A 20,475-nucleotide genomic window follows, 5' to 3' on the forward strand; every position below is an offset into this window, starting at 1 on the left:
AAAGACCCCTAATAATTGGTTGTCCAACTATTGGGGGTCAGTTCACACTTCAATGTGATGGCCTTTTTTACAAGCAATAAACATTAAACCAAGTAACGAGTTACTCGGTTAATGGCTATTATTTACTTGCAAGGTATTCTTCATAAGTACCGTCAAAATCAACGATGCCGTTTGGTGTAATATCCCAGATACGTGTAGCAACTGTAGATACAAACTCACGGTCATGAGAGATGAACAGTAATGTACCTTCATACTTCTCAAGAGACATGTTCAATGCTTCGATTGATTCCATATCCATGTGGTTTGTTGGTTCATCCATTAATAATACATTAGGACGTTGCATCATCAATTTACCGTAAAGCATACGACCTTTTTCACCACCAGACAGTACACTTACTTTCTTGCTAATGTCATCATTAGAGAATAGTAAACGACCTAGGAAACCACGAACAGTTTGATCGTCATCGCCTTTTTCTTTCCATTGGTTCATCCACTCCATTAGCGTTAGATCTTCTTCGAAGTATGATTCGTGATCCTGTGCATAATAAGCGATGTTTACGTTTTCAGACCATTTGTACTCACCCGCATCAGGCGTAAGTTCGTCTGCTAACATACGCATTAATGTTGTTTTACCAACACCATTGGTACCGATAATTGCGATACGTTCGCCAACTTCAACCATGCTCTTGAAATTAGAGAATAACGGACCTTCATCAAAGCCTTTTGTAAGACCTTGAACTTCTAGTGCATTTCGGTAAAGCTGTTTTTCTTGCTCGAAACGAATGAATGGCGTTTGACGGCTAGACACTTTAACTTCATCAAGCTCAATTTTATCAAGACGTTTAGCACGTGATGATGCTTGTTTTGCTTTTGATGCGTTTGCAGAGAAACGCGCAACGAATGCTTTAAGCTCGGTGATTTGCGCTTCTTTTTTCGAGTTACTTGTTAGTAGTTGTTCACGTGCTAGTGCAGCAGCAAACATGTAGTCATCATAGTTACCTGGGTAAACGCGCAGTTCACCAAAATCTAGATCAGCCATGTGAGTACAAACACTGTTTAAGAAATGACGATCATGCGAGATGATTACCATTGTGCTTTGACGTGCGTTTAGTGTTTCTTCTAACCAGTCAATCGTTGCGATATCCAAGTTATTCGTTGGTTCGTCAAGTAGTAAGATATCTGGATCAGAGAATAGTGCTTGTGCTAGTAGTACACGCAGTTTCCAACCAGGAGCAACTTCACTCATTAGGCCGTAATGTAGTTCTACTGGGATACCAACACCGATGAGTAGTTCACCTGCACGAGATTCAGCTGTGTAGCCGTCCATCTCTGCAAATTCACTTTCTAGATCGCCAACACGCATACCATCTGCTTCAGACATATCTGGGTTAGCATAAATTGCGTCACGCTCTTCCTTCACAGTCCACATTTCTGCGTGGCCCATGATCACAGTATCAATTACCGTGTTAGTTTCGAATGCGAATTGATCCTGACGTAATTTACCAAGGCGTTCGTTTTCATCAAGTTTCACGTTACCAGAGCTTTGATCTAAATCGCCACCTAGGATTTTCATGAATGTTGATTTACCACAACCGTTAGCACCGATTAAACCGTAACGGTTACCGCCACCAAATTTTACTGAGATATTTTCAAAAAGTGGCTTGGCACCGAACTGCATTGTAATATTTGCTGTGCTAATGATAGGGAACGCTCCTGTCCAGAAAATGGACTAAAATATAGATTACTGAATTTTAAGTTGGCGGAGTATATCACCTAATGTGACGTAAATCACGTAGTCTGATTAGTAAAAAGAAGTGAATAACTGAAAATATTACTTTGGAGCTTATTTGGTGAATGAACTGACTGCATCCTTGCAATCCAGCTAGGCTTTTAAGCGGTGTTTTAAGCTGTTTTTAGCGAGTGGCTATTTATACAAGGAAACAGATATGATGAAACTAACCAACCGCAGCTGGTACTTGCGAGAATAATAACCAAGCGCCAAGTAATACAAACACCGAACCCATGATCTTATGTTGATAAATGTGGAAGCGTTCGTTAGTTAGCAGTGATTTACCTAATGTACCGACAGTAACGACTAGCAATAAGTTAAACAACAAACCTAATACATTCAGCAATAAACCTAGCGCTAACATTTGCTCGCCAGACGAAGTTGCAATGTTTGATGACACAAATTGCGGTAAAAACAACACAAAGAACAATAATGCTTTTGGGTTTAATAGATTGCTGAATACCGCTTTACGATACAACGAACGCGCCATTTTACTGGTTTGATTCACTTCAGGTGCCACTACCGAACTCGTGCGTAAACAATCCCAACCCATTTTCAATAAATACAAACCACCCAAGAAATGCAGCGCTTTAAGGGCTATCGGACTCATCGCGATCATCGCAGAAACACCCATCGCCGCTAATAACGTCAAGATAATACCTGATGTTGCGTTACCTAAGCTGGCAAATAATCCTACCTTGCGGCCATAACTTAAGCTTGAGCTGGCAATCAACAACATGTCAGGACCTGGAATAAGTAATAACGCTACAACAGCAGTTAAATAGACGGGTAAAATAGAGAAATCAATCATGAAGAGTTCGCATTACAAAAAAAGGAACTGGATTGTAATACAATTAGCGATATTTTCACCTACTTTTTAAGCTGTAGGTGAAATCAATAACCAAAAAATTCTAAAAATTCTCTTTCATGTCCAGATAACAAGCACGGATATGCTCAATCAATAGCTGTACTTTTTTCGCTGGTTTACGGGTATACGGATATACGGCATAAATACCGATCACCTTGGCCGTTTGCTGTGATAATACTTCCACCAGCTTGCCACTATCGAGTTCGTTATAAACCAAACATTTTGGTAGGTAGGCTAAGCCCTTCCCTGCCAATGCGGCTTGCTTTAACGCCACGGCATTGTTAGAACTAAAGTTACCCGATACTTTAACATTGTAAGGCGCGTCATCATGGGTGAATAACCAATTGAATGCACCGCTAGTTTGGCAGGTATAACCCAAACAATTATACGGCGCTAGTTGTTCGGGGAATTGCGGTTCACCTTGCAGGGCTAAGTATTCAGGGCTAGCGCAAATCATCCAACGTGAATTAAAGATATGACGAGCAATCAAACTGGAATCTTCTAAATGGCCGGTACGGATCACCAAGTCATAACCATCGGCAACCAAATCGACAAAATCATTGTTCATCGACATATCCACGGTTAGTCCCGGATGTTTTTCACAAAATTCAGACACAGCTCGAGCTAATAACAACTCCCCCGAGATAGTCGGTACTGACATTTTAATATGACCCGCTAAGGTTTCACTGTAACTGGTCACGGTATCAAAGGCATTCTTCGCCGTTTGGGCGATACCTTTAGCACGATAAAACAACATTTCACCGGCTTCAGTTAACGTCAGCTTACGGGTAGTACGAAAGATGAGTTGCACGCCCAAGTCTTCTTCTAAACGGCTGATACGTTTACTCACCACAGACTTAGTGACCTTGTTCGCTTCAGCTACTTTGCTAAATGAACCAAGTTCTATCACTTGGGTAAATAACACTAAATCATCAATTTGCGGCATGCAATTCTCGGTTTACTAAAAAGAAGGAAGTGGATAACAGTAATTATACACGTAAACCACTGAAGATAACGAGATCCAGTAACACGCGAGGGTGATAGATCTCATCTCTGTTCAGTGGGTATGCGCGTTACATATCGGCAATCACAACATACGCGGCATGAATGGGGCCATGCACACCTACAACCTTGATTAACTCGATATCAGCCGTTGAGCTAGGGCCTGAGATAAAGTTAACGCAAGACGGTAAACGTTCGCCCGCTTGCGCTTTATCATGCAGCACTTTCGCAGCTTGAGTTATACGCGGCACAATTTGGCTTTGTGGGATCAAAAATACCGACGTTTCAGGCAATAGACTGACCGAACGGCCATGCGATGCCGCGCTGTGCAATACCATGGTCCCCGACTCTGCTAATGCTTGATCCGCAAATACAATGCCCACTTTAGCTTGCTCTGCTTGTTTGATGTTAACCACATTATGTTGATCAACATCCCAAATATAGACATCATCAAACTGCAATTTTAAGCTATTAGCAACGCCGAGTTCAGCTAAGCGGTTATCACCTGACACGACGATTTTGCCGGCGCGAAAACCAGTACAAATACTGATTAAGGTTTCATGTAATTCAGCTTTAGTGCAGCTCACGCCTAACGAGTTTAAATTAGTCTTAGTAAACTCTAAAAGTGCATCAGTAAGTTGTTGCTGGCTAAAGCCTGCCATCACATCATGATGCGGGTTATGCGGCAATGGCGGACGAACAACGCCTTGGGTATTAAGTTCACGGCCCAGTTTAGCGGCCAATGAACCCAAAAAACTATCGCGATTATGTATCTTAGCTTGCATGATTATTTCTCAACCTTGTCAGTGTTAGTGTAAAGGTTAGGTTTAGGATTAACGATACCTGTCACAGCTGCCAACTCTTTACCTGCATCAGCAGCATCACGATTAGCAAACCAACTGCGGAATGACTCGCCATCTGGCTGTGGTAGGTCGCGGGCTTCTGTCCATTCAGCAACAGCGCCAACGTTAATCGGTAACTTGCCATCTTTAATCACTTTCGGCGCAACTTTACCGCTTACCTTCATTGCCATGTTCCACAACTTAGGACTGGCATTAAGGTAGTTAAATGCCGATACCGTCATGCGTTCCGTCAATGGTGTGATCTTTTTAATCACCATTTTTTCACGGTGCTTTAATAACAAATCTGATAATGGGATCTTAACCGGACAGACGTCATTACACGCTTGGCATAACGAACAGGCATACGGTAAATCTTGGAAATCATCATAACCACCCAGCAATGGTGACAATACCGCGCCAATCGGTCCAGAGTAGATAGAACCATAAGATTGACCACCAATGTGGCGATAAGCAGGACACGTATTTACACAGGCAGCGCAACGGATACAACGTAAAATGTCTTTAAACTCTGAGGCTAGAATGTCTGAACGACCGTTATCTAAGATCACTAAATGGAACTCTTCAGCGCCGTCCATATCATTGGATTCTCGTGGACCAGTAATCGCGGTGACATAACCCGTTAACGGCAGGCCAACCGCACTACGACATAACAAGCTAACCATGATATCCAGCTCTTCAAAGGTTGGAACAATACGCTCCATACCCATCACCGCGATATGTACTTTTGGTAATGAAGTGGCTAATCGGGCATTACCTTCGTTGGTTACTAAGCTAATTGAGCCGGACTCGGCAACTGCAAAGTTACAGCCAGTAATGCCAATATCCGCTTCGATAAAGTCATGGCGAATGTGTTCACGCACAAAACGTGTCATTTCTTCCGGATCAGAACTGCCTTTATAGCCAATTTTGTCTTCAAATACATCACGGATCTGTTCACGGTTTTTATGCAGCGCTGGTACTACGATATGTGACGGTGGATCGCAATCATCAACTTGTAAAATGTATTCACCTAAATCGGTTTCAATCACTTCGCAGTTGTTACGTTGAATTACTGCGTTCAAACCAATTTCTTCAGTCACCATGGATTTAGATTTGACGACTTTTTTAGCGTCTTTTTCTTTGATTATGTTTTCAATGTAGTCTGTGGCTTGCTGTGATGTTTCAGCAAAAAACACATGGCCACCGGCTTTCTGCACGTTTTCACTTAATTGATGTAAGTAGTAGTCAAGGTTGTCTAATACATGCTCACGGATCTGCTTACCGTTTTCGCGCCACTCATCCCAGTTACCGAGTTTGTCCGCGGCTAATTGACGATTAGTGAACATACGCTCTTGGGCATTGGCCACCGATTTACGCATAAAGCTATCTTGCATTTGATCTTTAATACGCTGTTTAAAGATCACATCACTGGTTTTCATCGACATGTTAGTTAACCTCCACGGTAAGGCTATCATTATTGGTAATCGTTGACTGGCTCAGATCATCAACAATGTTGCTCATTAGCACATCCACAATATGTAACACTTTGACTGTTTTACCTTCACGCGATAAACGTCCGGCGATGTTCATTAGACAACTCACATCTGCACCAATTAAATAATCAGGGGTGACAGCAGTAATATTAGCGGCTTTCTCTTTGACCATTTCGCCAGATATCTCGGCCATTTTGATTGAGAAGGTACCGCCAAAACCACAACAGGTTTCTTGATTCTTAATACCGACTAATTCTAGCCCTTCGACATTACCCAGTAATTTAAGCGGTTCTTCACGCACACCTAATTTACGAATAAGACTACAAGAAGGATGATAAACGCCGCGCCCAGGTAGCTTAGCGCCGACGTTTTCTACCTTCAGTTCGTTAACAATAAACTGAGTTAATTCGAACAAGCGATCCGATATCGCTTGCGCACGCACCGCCCACTCAGGCTCATCGGCTAAGTACTCAGGGTATTTCTTTACCGCTGCTGCACATGAACCCGCTGGCGTCACGATTGGGTAATCATTGCCTTCAAAAGCACGGATTAGTGATTTCATCGCTGGCTTGCTTGATTCAATATACCCGCTATTCAATGACGGTTGACCGCAACAGCCTTGCTCTTTAGGGAATAATACCTCGCAGCCTAACTGTTCCAGTAATAGCACTGTTTTTTTAGCTACGTTCGACTTAACGACGTCACATAGACAGGTTACAAAAAAATTAACTTTCATCATCTCACCTTGCTCACCGAGCTTATTTTTTGGGGCATGATATAAGTAAGCATGGCAAAAAACGAACGTGATTAGCACCCATAAATATGTAAATTAACGGTGCTATGTGATCTTAACTTTTGGTTAAAAATAATAACTCAATTTAAAACAATGAGTTAAATTATTGCGTGACTATAAAGTGAAGCACCATTAGATCAAATATGGAAACAATGAAGTTCGACATTAATGGTAATGCCGCTATTTTTAGTTTAGTGCAATTAGTCAGCAGTTACTCGCGCTTGGTAATCGGTTAACGATAGGCATAGTTATAGACTTAGCTATAGACTTAGTTATAGCAATTCCTAGAAATAACTGTACAGAAAAATGCTATAACTATCGCAAACTTATCGCAAATAGACATGGCCATGGATGGCCTTGTCTAAGCGAACAGGGATGTCTTGAGCGGTTTGCAGGAGTAATATCATTTTGATCACTTAGTTTTCGGAATTAGTACTATAGGTTTAGTTATAGGCTTCGTAATAGATAGAACAAGGAATTTAAGGAGTGCATGATGTGGTAATAAAATAACGTATTAATGCTTATTTAATAATAAACCCTATTTTTTGTAGTTGAATTTCATCAAAGTTTTTTACCTAATTGCAATAAATCCATGAATCGCTTAATTTATCGATAATACCGCGCCGTTTTATTACCGTGTATTATGACAATCACTGTTTCTAATACAGCTACAATCATTTATTCATCATTATTGTAACCAAGATAAGTCATTGATTATATATAACTTGATGATTTACAGTTTTTTACACTTCATTGTTTATGTCACATTTGTCGCCTATACACCTAATTACATACCCAATAAGAGGGGTGGAGTTTACCGCTCAAGCTCTTACAATCCATCCCCCACAAGACACGGGTATTCGATAAACACAGGATTTTAGTTAACTGTACTTTATCAACAATACATTCAAACAATATTATAAATAGACTCATGCATAACTATCTGCGTAAACCCGATAGACTATAGCCTGAGCACACATGGAGTGGGTAGCAATGACATCCCTAATCTTGGCAATGATGCCAATCCTCGTCCTTATATGGATGATGACGAAAAAGAATGGTGTACCTTCGTACATTGCACTACCAGTGACAGCATTGTTTGTAGCAGCACTACAGATGTTTTACTTCCAAACCGACCTAACACTTATCTGGGCAAACGTGATTGCCGGAAGTTTGTCAGCTATTACCCCAATATCGATTATTGCCGGGGCAATTTTGATGAACCGCATGATGTGCTTATCAGGGGCTGAAAATACCATCAGTCGCTGGTTAGAAGGCATTAGTCGTAATAAAGTTGCTCAGTTAATGATCATTGGTTGGGCGTTTGCCTTCATGATCGAAGGTGCGTCAGGCTTTGGTACACCCGCTGCAATTGCCGCGCCTATCTTGGTCGGCTTAGGCTTCCCACCATTACAAGTGGCGATGTTAGCGCTAGTAATGAACTCGGTACCCGTATCCTTTGGTGCAGTGGGTACGCCGACTTGGTTTGGTTTATCAAACTTAGGTTTAACGGATTCAGCATTACTTGAAATTGGTCAGCAAACGGCGTTGATCCATTTTGTAGCTGCCTTTGTCATCCCTGTATTAGCCCTGCGTTTTGTCGCGTCTTGGACTGATATTCGTCGTAACTACTTCTTCATTCTATTAAGTACTTTATCTTGTACTGTGCCTTATTTCTTGTTCGCACAATGGAACTATGAATTCCCAGCATTAGTTGGCGGCGCGATTGGCCTGACTATCTCAATTGGCTTAGCAAAATTAAATGTCGGTCTGGCTAAAGTAGCCGCCACTGATAACGATAAAACAGTATCGTTATCAACCATTAGCCGTGGCGAGATCTTCAAAGCCATGACCCCGACTATTCTGTTAATTACTATCTTAATCGTGACGCGTATTAAACAGCTGGGTATTAAATCAATGCTGACGGATGCAACTGAAGCATTCTCGGTATCATTTGGTAGCTTTGGTGACTTTAGTATTAGCCAAGCGTTAATCTTCAAGTTAAGTAACATCCTTGGTACTAACGTAGCGTGGGCTTATAAAGCGCTTTACGTTCCAGCATTGGTGCCCTTCTTATTAGTGGTACTGATTTCTATCCCACTGTTTAAGCTTAAAGGCAGCATGGTTAAGCAAGTATTTAGCGAGACTGGTAGCCGTATTAAAATGCCATTCATTACCTTAATTGGCGCGTTAATTATGGTTAAACTGATGATGGCTGGCGGTGAAAACTCGCCTATCCTGATCATCGGTATGGCGTTCTCTGATTTGATGGGTACTAACTGGCAGTTTGCTGCCGCTTACCTTGGCGCGTTGGGTGCATTCTTCTCGGGCTCGGCGACGGTATCAAATCTGACATTTGGTGGTATTCAGCAAACGATTGCAACCACTGTTGGTTTACCAGAAACGACTATCTTGGCACTGCAATCTGTTGGCGCCGCGATGGGTAACATGGTGTGTATTAACAATATTATCGCGGTATCGACTATCTTGGGTATTTCGAATAAAGAAGGTTACATCATTAAACGTACGGTTATTCCGATGATTATCTACGGCCTAATTGCAGCGATAATGAGTACGCTAATCTAACGGCTGATTGTGGAATCGCTTGTGGAGTGATTAGTGGGGTAATTAGTGGGGTGCATTACCCTGCTTGATTATTGTTTGAAATGACAAACCAACAGTGAAAGCTGTTGGTTTTTTTATGTCTCTATTCAGGTGGTAATCAGAACGTTATTTAAGGTGTAGTTAATGTATATTTGACCATATCCACCACACTCATTAAATGTATGTCATTAGCAGGCGCAGCATCAATCGTGTAGAAGTAAAACTCAGGGCCTTTTTCATCACCTAGCATTTCCCTAAAGTAAGTCAATTGTGCGCCATGGGCTTTATCATCCTTACTTAATTGACCAGCATCTTTGCCATCATCGGTGCAACACCAAGAATGAACACCAATTTTACCGCCAACTTCATAAATACGCTGCGTACCTGCCGCAAATAAATCAACACCACCAGAATATGCTTCGCCATCTTTCGGCATAATAGTCGTAAGATGTGCATTTCGAATTAATCGACCTGTATGCATATTTATACCATCATTTTCTGAACCGGGTACATTACTCAAGATTAATGTATCCGCGCTCGTAGTGTGGATCATGTCTTGTATTTGAATGTACGTAGATGTACCTAACGTCCCAGATAATGTCGCCTTATTACCGTTCACAACAAGTTTAGTATCACCTGCACCTTTTAATGATTGGTTAATGTATAGCTCTACTGGGTATACATTTCCGGTCACTACATCCTGAACAGAACCACTATAAAGCATAGTTTCCTCATCGACTTCCTTGATTTCAATATCAACGCCAACTAAAGTACGCGTTGGATTAAAATCATATATATCGGAAGTATCTCCATCATGTAAGGTTAGAGAAGCTAGTGGCTCGTCATTGTCAAAATCATATCCAACCTCAGCTAGACCCTTACCATAATTCAATACCCATGTATTTGTAGGTTTCACATTATAGGCATGACTTATCTTCGACTCTACACCATCAAAAACCAACTTTAGACGTAACTGCTGCGATTTAAACTCTGCAATATAATCAGTAATCTCACTTGGCTGGATCTGATGTACAGCCGGTATTGTTGACTTAACACCTTTCTTTGATTCATTACTTGAATTATTGCAGCCTTGCAATCCTAATATCGCTGTTAACATCAATAAAGTGATTTTTTTCATAATTAACTTCCTATTTAATAGTGAATGGTTTGATGACACTATTATCCTGAAAAATAAGTTATTTAGGGTAAGCATAGGTATGAGTTTGTCAGGGCTTTGTCGTGAACTTGTCATTGTTTGTCATCGACATTTCCTGCGGCACCATTTAAATACGTTAAACTAACCATCTGACAAACCAACAGTGAAAGCTGTTGGTTTTTTTGTACTCCCATTTAGGGAACAACACTAAAGGTGACGCATTTAACTATTTGAAAATATTATATAACTCAAAACGTCTAGATACTTTAAATCAACTGTAATATCCGTTAACGTCTGACAATAAAGTTGAATATTGAAACTTACATATTAAAAGGACGTTCGGAATGGACAATAATTTGATGGAAAACTTTTTGACCACGCTACATTCACATTCAAAAGATATAGGGATCACTAAGATTTACAGTCAAGTATTAAAAATGAATGGAACTAAAGTTTCAGCAGGTACATTCAGTAATAAATTCACCCCCACGTCTAAAGAACATAAATTAACGCTGACAGAGTTTATGTCTGTAATGAAGGTTTTAGAATTAGACGACAGCGGCCGACATGTCAGTGTATTTACAGAAATGTTAGACGTTTTTAGCTTGAAATGTGATAAACACTACGTAGAGCCTAATGTCGATATAACGTATAAATCAATCTCAAATGCATTGGTAGGAACAAGTAAAGAGCATGGTGATGTATCAAATGAAATACATGAAGCTTTAAAAAACAATAAAATCAGCCCTACTGAAATAATAAAAATTAAGAAAGAAATAGATGATGAAATTGATGCTCTAGTCAAATTAAAAGCCATATTAATCAAAGCAAGCAGTACCAATGAACTCATAAAGTAATGTTGTTTTTGTCCTATTTTAAAATGCATGGGTTAGAGTCGCCCATTCATTAATCAAGCTATTACATCCCTCTGTATTCTTCAACCTATCTCATGAAACTCGAATGTGAAAACCGCCAGATGATTCACGTGTTCCGTCGTCAACTACCACGTTATGATTATCCCATTAGAACTAGTGGGGCGCTACATAAGGTGCCTCACCCATAAAGTTAACAGCATAAATACAGGGATGGGATATGAATAATATATTAACAAAAGAAGAGCTTAACGCTTTACTGCTGGAATTCAATTCTTTCGAACTTGGCGATACAGTCGAATTACCGCAGGAAATAATCAATGTATTGAAGAGCCACAATATTCACTCAGTCATAATGGATAATGGCGAAGTGTTTGGCATTGAAGACTGACCTCACCAATAAATTTTGTCAGAACTCGATTAAGCATTAATTATACAAACTAAAAGTGAGGTTACTATGACTAGGTCATTAATAGATTTATTCAATTCAAATGCCGAAAATAAAACAAAAGAAATCATGAGAATGCGTGAATATCGCCGAGAAGAAGAATTACGCTTAGAAATACATAAAACAAATATGATGGCACAGCAGTTAAAACAAGCGACCTTACAATTGGAAGCTGTAGAGTTAATGTCTCAATATCAAAATTTGAGTGTAAGTCAAAAAACCAGAAATATGTTTCAGTTGGCAACACAAACAACAATAGACATCGTAATTTAAGTATCATTACATAACGATATCGGTATTACCTTCATAATAACCTAGAAATATAATTGTAACTAACTGACATTAGTCAATTTAGTTACGTTCGCCGACTGGTAAAGTGGCTTTGTGATAGATAACAATTCTACCATAGCGCAACAATGGGCAAACGATATTATGTTGAAAAGGAATAACTGATGGGATTATCAGGTAAAGGATTAACGATACAAAGTCAGCCGATATGTTTTACTTGGCGCTTTGAAGCTGAATGGCCAGTTTTATCTGTCACTAAAAACATTGACCAGTTTGGCTATACCGCAGCATCATTCCAGTCAAAATTACATTTATTTACCGACATTATCCATCCTGATGATAGAGAACGCATTGCTGCCGAGAGCAGAGCCTTCTTAACTGCCAATACAGAATCATTTCAACAAGATTATAGCATTATCACCCATAGTGGCGAAATCCGAGATGTATGCGTTTATTCCGGTGTTCTTAAACCTGGAGACCACACTGTATTGTATTCTATCGTCCATGATAAAACCCTACAGCGCCAAGCCGAGGTAACCTTAGTCAAAAGTGAACAGCAATTTAGAACCGCGATTGAAACGACATCGGAAGGTTTTTTGATTGTCGACAACAATTTCAATATTACCTTTGCCAATCATGCTCTGTGCCAGCTAACTGGATATGAACTTCGTGAATTAAAAGCTCACTCTGTTCTTGATTATATCAATTCTGAATTCAAACATATTTTTACACCAGCATTAAACCGTCAAGGTGTTCAGCAATACTGGCGTGAAGATTTGATTATTAGGCATAAAAATGGCCTGTCGCTAAATGTGCGGTTGACTGCAACCGCCATGAATGACGGCACAGGTTTCTTTGCTTTCATTAGCAATATTACCGACCATAAAAAGACTGAAGTACAACTGCAAAAACTCTCAAGAGCTGTCGAACACAGCGCCAGTTCGATTATGATCACAGATAAACACGGCATAATTGAATACATTAATCCTCGGTTCTGCGAAGTAACTGGCTACAGTGAGTCTGAGGCTATAGGTCAAACCCCGAGTATTATTAGTACCAAAGAAACGCCACCAGCATGTCATGAAGAATTATGGAGCACCATACTTGCAGGTAAAAACTGGCATGGTGAAACCTTTAATAGGACGAAACACGGCGCGTATTATTGGTCTCTGATGTCTATCTCTCCGGTGATGGATGATCGAGGTGAGATAAGCCACTTTATTAGTGTCAGCGAAGACATAACCACACAAAAAGATCAACAAATTAAAATAGAGAAAATAGCCCTTTACGACCCACTAACTGGCTTAGCGAATCGACGCTTGTTATATGATCGCTTGAATCAATCGACAGAGATCTTACACCGCCAAAAAGACGCTGGTATCGGGGTTATCATGCTTGATTTAGATCACTTTAAAACCATTAACGATACCTATGGTCATGACATCGGTGATGAGTTATTAAAAGAAGTTTCGCATAGGCTCATTAATTGTGTGCGTTCAGAGGATACCGTTTCTCGCCTTGGTGGGGACGAATTCACGATCTTACTCCAGGATGTATCTGCGCCAGCGGCTGTTCAACTTATTGCACAAAAGATCCTGAAATCTCTTCGTCGTGGTATCAACATTGAACAATATAACTTTCACATCACCTGTAGCATCGGGATTAGTATCGCTCCCTTACATGCGTATGAATCGAAAGTATTACTGAAATATGCCGACCTTGCCCTCTATAAAGCCAAAAATTGTGGCCGTAATAATTTCCAATTCTTTGACACCAGCTTGGATGTAACATTAAGTGATACGTAATATCCGTAAGATTGAAGGGCGATTATTACCTTTTAGGGTTCTCAAGCATTGCATACTCAAGTTTTTCAGCTAAATCTATCGGCTTTGATTTTTTAAAGAAGTTCAATAAAAATGTTTTCATAATACTGTGATCCATTCAGCTATATTAATGCATTCCAGCTAGTATATGGATAAATGTCGAGCAACATAACTGGTAGAAATACGAGAAAATGAAAAATTAAGAAATGGGGACTTTTAATTACATGATCAAAAAAATCCCACTTACTGCAAATAAGTGGGATCTCACACAAAAGATAATGAATTTCTTTTATGATTTAGACTTTCGTCTGCTTGGCAGGTGTATCTTGCTAATACGTCGCCATTATATTAGCTAAGCTAATAGCGCGTAACTCGTAAAAATACCTGATAGCACCGTGTTGACTGACAAATACCATCAAAAAAAAACAACGGCTAATTATTTTACTTAGTCGCCCAAACTAACCCAGTGATCAATTAAGTAACGGGAAACGGAATCAACTCTTGGCACTTTGAAACCCGGCCCATCATCCCCCCAGTCTCCAAACGCAAGAATCTCAGCCCGCGAGAACCAACGAGCATCATCAATTTCTTGTTTATCAACTTGGATATCATTACTGCTCGCATCGGCAATAAAACCCAGCATGATAGAAGATGGGAACGGCCAAGGTTGCGACGCTAAATACTGCACATTAGTAACGCTAATCCCCGACTCTTCCATCACTTCACGCGCGACAGCTGTTTCTAATGTTTCACCGGGATCAACAAAGCCCGCCAAGGTCGAATACACGCCTTCAGGCCATTCGACTTGGCGACCTAATAAGCAACGCTCGATACCATCTGCAAACAACTTGCGCACCACCATTATCACGGCAGGATCGGTACGCGGAAAAGTTTGATGCTGACAATCAGGATTGGTACATAACCGCGCATGTCCTGCCGACACCGATTGATTCACCGTGCCACAGCGACCACAAAAACAATGCGAACGATGCCAGAAAGCTAAACCTCGAGCCAATGCCATTAATGACGCTGATGGATTATCTAACATCACGGTCATTTTACGCAGATCGCGAAACTCACCTTCAAGTAAAAATGCACCGGCTAACGCTTCATCCACATGCGTTAAGTCCAACGCAAAGTAAGGCGTATTAGCATTATTCTCATCCAGACCTAAAAATACTGCGTCAGCTAAATCAAGGTGTTGCACTGCAGCAAGCGTTAAAAATAATGCTGAACTATCAGCTTGGCTAAAATAGTTTTGGTCTGTATGAGTTAATACCCAACGGCTATCATTATTCTTTTGGGTTGCTAGCCACTCAGGACTTTTACGTTGATTCGATGCACGGTCGAGTAACATCTCAGTATATTTAAGCATTATTCTCTTCCTTGCTTGTCTTTTTTTGTTTTATTGTCCATGAACCGCAACTTAACTAAAGTTACCTGCTTGGCGTTGGTAAAACTGATAGATATGTTCGATGAACAGTTTCACTTTTAATGGCTGCAACTTGGTATACGGATAAATAGCATAAATACCCAATGACTTAGCCACTTGCTGCGGTAGCACTTCAACTAAAGTACCCGCTTGTAAATCATCCGCCACCAGCACTTTCGGAACATAAATCAGGCCTAAATTAAACAGCGCCGCTTTACGTAATGCCGCCGAGTTATTAGCACTAAAATTACCGGAGATCTTAACACTGTAATCTGCTTCGCGGCCTTTAAATAACCATTCATTAGCACCGCTTTCCTGCTGGCTGTAAGCGAGGCAATTGTATTTATCTAAATCTTGAGGACGTTTTGGTGTGCCGTTTTTAGCTAAATAGGTTGGTGATGCGCAGATCACCCATTGCGCTTGCACTAGACGTCGCGCAATATAACTCGAATCTTGCAGCGCACCAGTGCGGATCGCCAAGTCAAAGTTGTTATCAATCAAATCAACAAAGCTATTATCAAGATCCATGTGGATATGAATATCGGGATAGCTGGCACTAAAATCAGCAATCGCTTCCGCTAAAATAATTTCACCAGAGACGGTTGGCACGGTTAAGCGGATTGAACCTGATAAGCTATCCCCTAACCCATTCATGGCATCAACTGCGCCTTGCACCGACTGATAAATGGTTCTGGCATGTTCAAAAAATACTTTGCCCGCTTCCGTTAGCGTTAACTTACGCGTGGTACGGAAGATCAACTGTACACCCATCTCTTTTTCTAAACGGGTAATGTGTTTACTCACCACTGACTTAGTTAAACCAACAATATCAGCTGCTTTACTAAAAGAACCTTGTTCAATTAGGTGATAAAAAATTAAAAAATCATCGGTACTTCGCATTATTGGTCCACTTTATGAAACAGTCATGTGTAATCGAGCTAGTATATCAAACAGTGCTAGATCGGTACTATATATAGATCACTACTATATATAGATCGCTACTATACATAACTACGGTACATAGCTAGCCCTGTATATAGCCCGTATAAATACTACGTCTGAAACCGCATCATTACAAAATTTAAATAAACATAATGTGGCACATTAACGACAAAATAAAAATAATATAGCCACATGGCTAGGAGCCTACAATGTCTGACCCGTATCACGTTCTGATTAGCAAATTACGCCAGTCCATCGATGACAAACGTATTATCACCGACCCTACGCTTACTTTAGCTTATGGAACTGACGCCAGCTTCTATCGTTTAATACCCAAGCTGATCTTACAACTGGCTAATTTAGACGAAGTGGTACTGGTCATCAAGGCTTGTTATGAACTTGCTATTCCAGTGACATTCCGTGCCGCAGGCACCAGCTTATCAGGTCAAGCATTGTCAGATTCCGTGCTTATCATGCTCACTTCAGATTGGCGCCAGCATAAAGTACTCAACAACGGCGAACAGATCTGGTTACAACCGGGTATTATCGGTGCTGAAGCGAATAAGATTTTAGCTCCTTATCAACGTAAGATCGGTCCGGATCCAGCATCAATCAATACCTGTAAAATCGGTGGGATCGCGGCAAATAATTCATCAGGGATGTGTTGCGGTACAGCGCAGAACAGTTATCAAACCTTAGCTGGCATGACCGTGGTACTGGCTGACGGCACTGTATTAAATACTTTAGACAGCTATAGCGTAGCGCAATTTAAAATCAGTCATAAAGACATGCTGAAAGATCTGACCAAACTTGCCCAAGCCTGTAAAGACAATACTGCCTTAGCCGATAAGATCCGCCATAAATACCGCCTTAAAAACACCACAGGTTATAGCCTTAATTCATTAACTGATTACAGCGATCCGATTGAGGTATTACAGCATTTATTCATTGGTTCGGAAGGCACTTTAGGCTTCATTGCCGACGTTACTTACAATACAGTGATCGACCATAGCTTCAAAGCCACGGGTCTGTATTTATTCGCAGATATTGAACAAACCTGTTTAGCAGTGAGTGAACTCGCTAATACCAGTGTTGCCGCTGTGGAATTAATGGATAACCGCGCTTTAAGCTCAGTCGCCAATAAACCAGGCATGCCAGATTTCATCACTCAGCTTACAGCAGAAAATAATACTGAAGCCGCTGCATTACTTGTTGAGATCCACGCCGAGAGTGAAGCAGATTTAAATCAACAAGTGATCCAAATAAATACCCTGATCGATGAACTGAACCCTACAGAAGCAGTCGAGTTCAGTACTGATACCAAGGTCTACAATCAGCTATGGGCGATCCGTAAGGAGCTATTCCCTGCCGTTGGTGCCGTGCGAGAAGTGGGGACAACAGTGATCATCGAAGATGTGGCCTTCCCTATCGAGCAACTCGCGCCTGCAGTACGTGACTTAGAAGTTTTATTTAAGAAATACCATTACGATGAAGCGATCATTTTCGGCCATGCTCTTGCGGGTAACTTACACTTTGTTTTCACCCAGGCGTTTGAAACAGAAGAAGAGATCAATCGTTATAGTGGTTTCATGGATGATGTAGCGCAATTAGTCGCAGTTGATTATCAAGGTTCGTTAAAAGCCGAGCACGGTACTGGTCGTAATATGGCGCCCTACGTTGAACTGGAATGGGGCAGCGAAGGTTACGCCTTGATGCAAGACATCAAACGCATCTTTGATAAAACCGGTATTTTAAATCCCGGCGTGATCTTAAATGATAACAAAGACAGCCACATTACTGATTTAAAAGTCATGCCTGCAGCAGATGAACTTATTGATAAATGTATCGAGTGTGGTTTTTGTGAACCGGTTTGTCCATCACGAGAATTATCACTAACACCACGCCAACGTAATACTGTTTATCGTGAAATCAGTCGTTTGCAACGCAGCCAAGAAGAGCCTGCGCGCCTTGCCGAGTTAGAAAAATCATTTAAATACCTCGGCATTGATACCTGCGCCGCAACCGGGTTATGCGCAGAGCGTTGCCCAGTTGATATTAATACTGGCGATTTGATCCGTAAATTACGCCAACAGCATTCTCCTATCGCTAACGTGATAGCGCGTTGGAGTAGTGATCATTTCGCCGGACTAACAAGCGCCACCCAAGCTGGTTTAACTGTCGCTAACGGTGTTCATAGTGTCTTAGGCACCAAAGCCATGCGTACTGTAACCAAAGCAACCCACAAGCTTAGTGGTGGTGCGGTGCCATTATGGACGCCAAGCATGCCGAAAGCGGCGGGTAAGGTGAAGCGATTAGCGAGTCCAAGTGATGGTTTAAGCCTGGCACATAAAAAAGTAGTTTATTTCCCAAGTTGCGCCGCGCGTAATATGGGTACAGCCAAAAATGCCATGGATAACCGTCCACTGGCAGACGTGACTCAAGCTGTGCTACAAAAGGCGGGAATTGAAGTCATTATGCCAGGCAAGTTATCAGAAAAATGCTGTGGTATGCCGTATAAGAGTAAAGGTTTTGTCGATACAGCACTGAGTAAATCACAACAGTTAGAAGCAGCACTTTGGGAAGCATCAGAACAAGGTAAATTACCCGTATTAATGGATACCAGTCCGTGTGCGAGCACCAGTATTGAGTTGATGACCAAAGACATCGCCATCTATGAACCGTTTCGTTTTGTCGCAGAGTTCGTGATGGACCATGTGAATATTACTCCACAAGCAGAGCCTATCATGTTGCACGTGACTTGTACTTCACGTAAGCAAGGTTTAGCCGGAGTAATGGAGAAAGTCAGTCGCGCCTGTGCAACCGAGGTTATTATTCCAGACGACATTCAATGCTGTGGTTTTGCTGGTGACAAAGGCTTTACGACACCCGAGTTAAATGCCTCGGCATTATCGCCGTTAGCACGCCAAGTACCGAGTAATTGCAGTGAAGGTTATTCCAATAGCCGAACTTGCGAGATAGGTTTGTCCGAGCACAGTGGTATTGAATATCGTTCGATCTTGTACCTAGTAGATAAGGTCAGTGAAAAACGAGATGCTTAGTACTTCGTGAAGCTAAGGTAGGTCGATGGCCTACCTTAATCCTTTTTCAGTACTAAGTAATCACCCACTTCAGCCGTGCCTTTACCCACTTCAACAAAGCCTTTTCGCAGATAAAACTGCAGCGCCTTTTCATTCTTAACCATGCATTTCAATATTTGCGGTCTGTCGTTTAATTCACTCAACATAGTTAACAATCTAGAGCCAACACCCATACCTTGTGAATCTTCAGCTGTAAATAAATGATGAATGAAATTATCCGGCTCATAAACCGCGATAAAACCAAGCAACTTACCATCTGCAACGGCTAAATAAACCGTGTCATCGGTAATATGTTCATCAAAATCTTTTATCTGATAGCCACTGCTATCTAGCCAAGTAAACGTTGACGTTCTTGTTACCATATACAGCGCACGTAAGTCCGGTAGATATTCAGGTGAATATGCGATCACTTCCATGTATATTTATCCCTATAACAGTGCTGATATAGCAGTGCCTAATTTTAACGTAAATCCGTTCTGTGTATGCCATAAACCGCGTGATCGATTATTTCGCCATTGACGTTTTCCCGATTGCTGATAATACCTTCTAGCGTCATATTCAAACGCTCACACACCCGACGGCTTGAGCTATTATCAACGGCTGCACATATCTCTACTTTCTTCATATTCAACTCAGAAAAAGCGTATTCGATTAAAAAGCTCACAGCCTTAGTAACGATACCTGAACCTTGATATTTTTCACTTAACCAATAGCCCACTTCAACTTTTTTTAATTCCTGAACGATACTGTTAAAACTGACGTTACCCACTACTGTATGCTGATAAATAATCGCACACGTCATTGATTTACCTTCTGCATACCCAAGCAATGATTTACGGATAAATTCAAGAAAGAAAGCTTCATCATTCGCCTCTGCCGCCCAAGGTAGCCATTTTGATAAATAGGCACGCTCAACTGTCACTATCTCTAAATAGCAGTTCGCGAATGACGGCTGCACAATAGCTAATTGTAAATCTGGTCCGATATTGAGTGTAAACATAGGCTTTCCCATAGAATATCCATAT

General features: G+C 41.1%; 17 protein-coding genes. 6 read left to right on the forward strand and 11 right to left on the reverse strand.

Going from position 1 to position 20,475, the window contains the following annotated elements; translation table 11 throughout:
• Positions 1-118: 118 nt before the first annotated feature.
• The 6 genes from FR932_RS12235 to FR932_RS12260 form a co-directional block, all read right to left on the reverse strand.
• The gene (locus FR932_RS12235) at positions 119-1,702 is read right to left on the reverse strand and encodes an ABC-F family ATPase (RefSeq protein ID WP_026032002.1); all 1,584 of its coding nucleotides are present in this window, start codon (positions 1,700-1,702) and stop codon (positions 119-121) included.
• A gap of 253 nt (positions 1,703-1,955) precedes the next feature.
• Positions 1,956-2,600, reverse strand: coding sequence for a LysE family translocator (locus FR932_RS12240; protein ID WP_019439383.1), 645 nt, complete (start codon positions 2,598-2,600; stop codon positions 1,956-1,958).
• Positions 2,601-2,700: 100 nt separating this feature from the next.
• Positions 2,701-3,603, reverse strand: a complete 903-nt coding sequence (locus tag FR932_RS12245) for a LysR family transcriptional regulator (protein WP_019439384.1) — start codon at positions 3,601-3,603, stop codon at positions 2,701-2,703.
• Positions 3,604-3,730: 127 nt separating this feature from the next.
• Positions 3,731-4,444 carry a LutC/YkgG family protein gene (locus FR932_RS12250; protein WP_019439385.1) on the reverse strand — a complete coding sequence of 238 codons (714 nt, stop codon included), beginning with the start codon at positions 4,442-4,444 and terminating at the stop codon, positions 3,731-3,733.
• A gap of 2 nt (positions 4,445-4,446) precedes the next feature.
• Positions 4,447-5,946, reverse strand: coding sequence for a LutB/LldF family L-lactate oxidation iron-sulfur protein (locus FR932_RS12255; protein ID WP_019439386.1), 1,500 nt, complete (start codon positions 5,944-5,946; stop codon positions 4,447-4,449).
• Between the two features lies 1 nt (position 5,947).
• On the reverse strand, positions 5,948-6,733 hold the full coding sequence (locus tag FR932_RS12260; RefSeq protein WP_276269129.1) for a (Fe-S)-binding protein: 786 nt from the start codon (positions 6,731-6,733) through the stop codon (positions 5,948-5,950).
• A 1,047-nt stretch (positions 6,734-7,780) separates the two neighbouring features.
• Between FR932_RS12260 and FR932_RS12265 the strand changes: the two genes are divergently transcribed.
• On the forward strand, positions 7,781-9,373 hold the full coding sequence (locus tag FR932_RS12265; RefSeq protein ID WP_019628811.1) for an L-lactate permease: 1,593 nt from the start codon (positions 7,781-7,783) through the stop codon (positions 9,371-9,373).
• A 148-nt stretch (positions 9,374-9,521) separates the two neighbouring features.
• Here FR932_RS12265 and FR932_RS12270 read toward each other — a convergent pair whose 3' ends face one another.
• Positions 9,522-10,529, reverse strand: a complete 1,008-nt coding sequence (locus FR932_RS12270) for a hypothetical protein (RefSeq protein ID WP_019439389.1) — start codon at positions 10,527-10,529, stop codon at positions 9,522-9,524.
• 362 nt (positions 10,530-10,891) lie between these two features.
• On the opposite strand from FR932_RS12270, the gene FR932_RS12275 reads away from it, so the two are divergent.
• From FR932_RS12275 to FR932_RS12285, 4 genes are all read left to right on the forward strand, one after another.
• The gene (locus tag FR932_RS12275) at positions 10,892-11,404 is read left to right on the forward strand and encodes a phage regulatory CII family protein (protein ID WP_019439390.1); all 513 of its coding nucleotides are present in this window, start codon (positions 10,892-10,894) and stop codon (positions 11,402-11,404) included.
• A gap of 235 nt (positions 11,405-11,639) precedes the next feature.
• Complete coding sequence (locus FR932_RS21475) at positions 11,640-11,810, forward strand: hypothetical protein (protein WP_019439391.1); 171 nt, start codon at positions 11,640-11,642, stop codon at positions 11,808-11,810.
• 66 nt (positions 11,811-11,876) lie between these two features.
• Positions 11,877-12,140: a hypothetical protein gene (locus FR932_RS12280; protein ID WP_019439392.1), complete on the forward strand. Its 264-nt coding sequence runs from the start codon at positions 11,877-11,879 to the stop codon at positions 12,138-12,140.
• A gap of 179 nt (positions 12,141-12,319) precedes the next feature.
• The gene (locus FR932_RS12285; protein WP_019439393.1) at positions 12,320-13,960 is read left to right on the forward strand and encodes a sensor domain-containing protein; all 1,641 of its coding nucleotides are present in this window, start codon (positions 12,320-12,322) and stop codon (positions 13,958-13,960) included.
• Positions 13,961-14,423: 463 nt separating this feature from the next.
• On the opposite strand, the gene nudC is transcribed toward FR932_RS12285, so the two are convergent.
• Positions 14,424-15,353, reverse strand: coding sequence for an NAD(+) diphosphatase (nudC, locus tag FR932_RS12290; RefSeq protein ID WP_019439394.1), 930 nt, complete (start codon positions 15,351-15,353; stop codon positions 14,424-14,426).
• 51 nt (positions 15,354-15,404) lie between these two features.
• Complete coding sequence (locus FR932_RS12295) at positions 15,405-16,310, reverse strand: LysR family transcriptional regulator (protein ID WP_019439395.1); 906 nt, start codon at positions 16,308-16,310, stop codon at positions 15,405-15,407.
• Positions 16,311-16,561: 251 nt separating this feature from the next.
• Here FR932_RS12295 and FR932_RS12300 point away from each other — a divergent pair, with 251 nt between their 5' ends.
• Positions 16,562-19,411, forward strand: coding sequence for an FAD-binding and (Fe-S)-binding domain-containing protein (locus tag FR932_RS12300; RefSeq protein WP_019439396.1), 2,850 nt, complete (start codon positions 16,562-16,564; stop codon positions 19,409-19,411).
• A 35-nt stretch (positions 19,412-19,446) separates the two neighbouring features.
• On the opposite strand, the gene FR932_RS12305 is transcribed toward FR932_RS12300, so the two are convergent.
• Positions 19,447-19,866, reverse strand: coding sequence for a GNAT family N-acetyltransferase (locus FR932_RS12305; protein ID WP_019439397.1), 420 nt, complete (start codon positions 19,864-19,866; stop codon positions 19,447-19,449).
• A 44-nt stretch (positions 19,867-19,910) separates the two neighbouring features.
• Positions 19,911-20,462, reverse strand: coding sequence for a GNAT family N-acetyltransferase (locus FR932_RS12310; RefSeq protein ID WP_019628813.1), 552 nt, complete (start codon positions 20,460-20,462; stop codon positions 19,911-19,913).
• Between the last annotated feature and the right edge of the window lie 13 nt (positions 20,463-20,475).

This window comes from Moritella marina ATCC 15381, from assembly GCF_008931805.1.
GTDB lineage: Bacteria > Pseudomonadota > Gammaproteobacteria > Enterobacterales > Moritellaceae > Moritella > Moritella marina.

Bases quoted from the DNA above. Each gene is read 5' to 3' on its own strand.
- FR932_RS12240 (WP_019439383.1), bottom strand. From the start codon at position 2,600: ATGATTGATTTCTCTATTTTACCCGTCTATTTAACTGCTGTTGTAGCG.
- FR932_RS12245 (WP_019439384.1), bottom strand. From the start codon at position 3,603: ATGCCGCAAATTGATGATTTAGTGTTATTTACCCAAGTGATAGAACTT.
- FR932_RS12250 (WP_019439385.1), bottom strand. From the start codon at position 4,444: ATGCAAGCTAAGATACATAATCGCGATAGTTTTTTGGGTTCATTGGCC.
- FR932_RS12255 (WP_019439386.1), bottom strand. From the start codon at position 5,946: ATGTCGATGAAAACCAGTGATGTGATCTTTAAACAGCGTATTAAAGAT.
- FR932_RS12260 (WP_276269129.1), bottom strand. From the start codon at position 6,733: ATGATGAAAGTTAATTTTTTTGTAACCTGTCTATGTGACGTCGTTAAG.
- FR932_RS12265 (WP_019628811.1), top strand. From the start codon at position 7,781: ATGACATCCCTAATCTTGGCAATGATGCCAATCCTCGTCCTTATATGG.
- FR932_RS12270 (WP_019439389.1), bottom strand. From the start codon at position 10,529: ATGAAAAAAATCACTTTATTGATGTTAACAGCGATATTAGGATTGCAA.
- FR932_RS12275 (WP_019439390.1), top strand. From the start codon at position 10,892: ATGGACAATAATTTGATGGAAAACTTTTTGACCACGCTACATTCACAT.
- FR932_RS21475 (WP_019439391.1), top strand. From the start codon at position 11,640: ATGAATAATATATTAACAAAAGAAGAGCTTAACGCTTTACTGCTGGAA.
- FR932_RS12280 (WP_019439392.1), top strand. From the start codon at position 11,877: ATGACTAGGTCATTAATAGATTTATTCAATTCAAATGCCGAAAATAAA.
- FR932_RS12285 (WP_019439393.1), top strand. From the start codon at position 12,320: ATGGGATTATCAGGTAAAGGATTAACGATACAAAGTCAGCCGATATGT.
- nudC (WP_019439394.1), bottom strand. From the start codon at position 15,353: ATGCTTAAATATACTGAGATGTTACTCGACCGTGCATCGAATCAACGT.
- FR932_RS12295 (WP_019439395.1), bottom strand. From the start codon at position 16,310: ATGCGAAGTACCGATGATTTTTTAATTTTTTATCACCTAATTGAACAA.
- FR932_RS12300 (WP_019439396.1), top strand. From the start codon at position 16,562: ATGTCTGACCCGTATCACGTTCTGATTAGCAAATTACGCCAGTCCATC.
- FR932_RS12305 (WP_019439397.1), bottom strand. From the start codon at position 19,866: ATGGAAGTGATCGCATATTCACCTGAATATCTACCGGACTTACGTGCG.
- FR932_RS12310 (WP_019628813.1), bottom strand. From the start codon at position 20,462: ATGGGAAAGCCTATGTTTACACTCAATATCGGACCAGATTTACAATTA.